Raw genomic sequence first — 2,630 nt, 5'->3', positions numbered from 1 at the left:
GAAACCATCGTCCCGATGGATCACACGCCGATGATGCACTAACAATCAATTTGGACCAGTCAGATGAGGCTGCTCACAGTGTTGGAAACTAGTACCAAGCGCGGGCTCTCTTTTTTACGATCACGATCCTCCTCGTTTGACACTCTCGCAAAAAGACAAACAGTCCTGATCCTAAGATTAGCGTGACACCAAGCGGGATGGGGAGATTTTGTATTTCTACCGACCTAAATTCCTTTCTCTGGTCACAATACGGACTGACCATTCCAAAAATTTCCTACCGCCACCTTGAATTTCTGGACCAATCATTCCAAATCATCCGCATGAGCAAAGAAACTCTCCCAAATGGCGACATCAAGCCATCCGCAGGTCCAGGTAGACCTCGTGCCTTTGACGAAGCTGAGGCATTGGAAAAAGCCTTGTGCGTATTTTGGCACAAGGGCTACGAGACCGCGTCCCTGGACGATCTGACCAAGGCCATGGGTTTGAGTCGGTCTAGCTTCTATGGTGCGTTCGGCAACAAGCAGGCTTTGTTTCACAAAGCCCTCAGCCACTATTCAAGGCGTGGTTTGAAAGAGCTGCGTGACGTTGCTGATGCAGGCGGAGATGACCCTGTTGGTGCGATAATGGAAGCTTTGGCGAACCCGCAAGGCGGCCGTGATGGCTGCATGCTTATCAACTGCCTGACGGAACTTGCTCCTCATGATGATGAAGTGGCGGCTCTCGGGCGGCAGCATTTGGAGAAAATTGACGAGATTATTGCGAGAGCGCTTGAGCCTTCGGATCCGGGACAGGCCCTCAACAAGGCACGCGCCTTTGCGTCCCTTGCAATCGGAACACTAGCCTTGCGCAAGGCGGGCGTTCCCGCTGAGCAGATATCGCAAACCCTGAAACAAGCCCGGTTGGTGATTTCGCCATAAGGCCTCCCGCCACCATAAGGAAATGAAACCTAAAACAAACTCAATCATGAGACAGTGACCCTATTATTGGACTGATTGGTCCAATAATATCTGAACGAAGTTTACCAAAGAAGGAAGCAGCAATGGCTGATGAAAAACTGTTCTCCGGCATCAAAGCTGGTGCAATCGAGCTGAAAAACCGCGTTGTCATGGCGCCATTGACCCGCAACCGGGCAAGAGCCGAGGATGACAGTGTCCATGAATTGCAGGCCAAGTACTACGCCCAGCGGGCGGGTGCAGGTCTGATCATCACGGAGGCTTCGCAAATCTCGCCCCAAGGCAAGGGCTATGCCTGGACGCCCGGCATTTATTCCGAAGCGCAGATCGACGGCTGGAAAAAAGTGACTGAGGCCGTCCATGCCAAGGACGGGAAGATTGTAATCCAGCTTTGGCATGTGGGCCGGATTTCGCATTACAGCTTGCAGCAGGATGGTGGCGCCCCTGTTGCACCATCCGCAATTGGAGCTAAGGCCAAGACGTTTGATGGTGAGCAGTTTGTTGAAACATCTGAACCGCGGGCTCTGGCCATCGAAGAAATTGCTGGCATCGTTGCGGACTACCGGAGGGCCGCGGAAAACGCCAAAGAGGCCGGTTTCGACGGTGTCGAGGTCCACGCAGCCAACGGATACCTTATCGATCAATTCCTGCGGGACGAATCCAACAGGCGTGAAGACGAATACGGCGGTCCTGTCGAGAATAGAGCACGGTTCCTGAAAGAGGTTATGGACGTGGTTGTCGATGTCTGGGGCGCCGACCGCGTTGGTGTGCGCCTCAGCCCATTCTCGGACGCCAACAACATCTCCGACAGTGACCCGCAGGCGACATTCACCCATGCGGTCAAATTGTTGAATGGCTATGGGCTGGCCTATCTCCATCTCGTGGAGGGACAGACTGGCGGCCCGCGCGATATTCCGGAAGGTGGCGATCTGAAGGCGCTCTATGAATTGTTTGACGGTGCGAAAATGGGCAACAACGCTTATGACCTGGAAATGGCGGTTGAAGCGGTTGAAACCGGAGCCGTCGATCTGGTGGCCTTTGGCCGGCCGTTTATTTCCAACCCTGATCTTGTCAACCGGTTGGAGAAAGGCGCCGCTCTGAATGAGCTCGATCCAACTACCCTCTACGGCGGCAATGAAAAAGGGTACACCGATTACCCGGCACTAGCAGAGGAAGCGGTTGCCGCAGAGTAATACATCGCTCTAGCCTCCGTAGTGACAGGCAATACAAAATAGAGTGAGCGCGCCGATTTGGACGCGCTCACCTCGCGGTTACGGCAATATCCTTTTTTGAAGCCGGGATCTAACACAAGCCTACGAATGAACTGCTTCCCTATGATCAGGGTTGAATATTTCCAATCAGAATGCACTTTTGATTGAGAGGCGCCCGGTTTTAGTTGAAGAAGATGTGCGGTGACTACCATCAATTGAACGCGTTTCTCGAACAGCGCATTGTTATGGGCAAATCGTGCAAACTTATGCGCAAATGGCGCGCAATATTTTGGGCGAATGTCTTCAATTTTTGTGAGTAAAATCAATGGCGGGGATGCAGCGTTATGAGCGCCCCTACAGATTTGTAGGTTTGCGCATAACACTTCGCCCTGTCTGACGTCAGCGCCAATGGGACAGTTTAGGTTGATTTGATAAGAGAGGGTTTCTGGCTCATCGTAACCGCTAA

The 2,630-nt window shown here is 52.6% G+C and carries 3 protein-coding genes; 2 read left to right on the top strand and 1 reads right to left on the bottom strand.

Annotated elements, in window-relative coordinates; translation table 11 throughout:
• Nucleotides 1-182 precede the first annotated feature (182 nt).
• Both AC2FJ6_RS20755 and AC2FJ6_RS20750 read left to right on the top strand, forming a co-directional pair.
• Nucleotides 183-917 (top strand): TetR/AcrR family transcriptional regulator, encoded by a 735-nt coding sequence (locus AC2FJ6_RS20755; protein WP_480902636.1) that lies wholly within the window; start codon nt 183-185, stop codon nt 915-917.
• Between the two features lie 122 nt (nt 918-1,039).
• Nucleotides 1,040-2,146: an alkene reductase gene (locus AC2FJ6_RS20750; RefSeq protein WP_170408620.1), complete on the top strand. Its 1,107-nt coding sequence runs from the start codon at nt 1,040-1,042 to the stop codon at nt 2,144-2,146.
• Here the strand turns inward: AC2FJ6_RS20750 and AC2FJ6_RS20745 are convergent.
• Nucleotides 2,107-2,630, bottom strand: a 524-nt coding sequence (locus tag AC2FJ6_RS20745) for a hypothetical protein (RefSeq protein WP_496669850.1), incomplete at its 5' end; no start/stop codon positions are given. The two genes, AC2FJ6_RS20750 and AC2FJ6_RS20745, sit on opposite strands and share 40 nt — an antisense overlap.

It is taken from the genome of Ruegeria sp. CDSA089 (genome assembly GCF_059612205.1).
The sequence above is the reverse complement of the archived record's forward strand: the minus strand, read 5'-3'. Positions and strand labels throughout refer to the sequence as shown.